Raw genomic sequence first — 267 nt, 5'->3', positions numbered from 1 at the left:
GGGCAATGGTTTTTATAGTAAAGATGATTTTGTTGAAATTCTAAAATACGCTGCAGCTCGCCATATTGAGATTATTCCTGAAGTTGATATGCCTGGCCATGCCCGAGCAGCAATTAAATCAATGGAAGGCAGATACAATAAACTTATGGCAGAGGGTAAGCCGAAGCAAGCAAACGCGTTTTTACTCTCTGAGCAGGGTGATACGTCTGAATATTTAACAGTACAAAATTATACAGATAACTCTGTTAATGTGTGCCTTGATTCAAC

At 39.0% G+C, this 267-nt stretch carries 1 protein-coding gene; it reads left to right on the top strand.

Going from position 1 to position 267, the window contains the following annotated elements; all coding sequences use genetic code 11:
* The coding region (locus R0K30_RS22180; protein ID WP_410613023.1) for a family 20 glycosylhydrolase at positions 1 to 267 on the top strand (267 nt) is incomplete at both ends.

Source organism: Bacillus sp. SIMBA_154 (assembly GCF_046536015.1).
Classification (GTDB): domain Bacteria; phylum Bacillota; class Bacilli; order Bacillales; family Bacillaceae; genus Bacillus; species Bacillus pumilus_P.
This window is presented reverse-complemented; position numbering and strand designations above follow the sequence as displayed.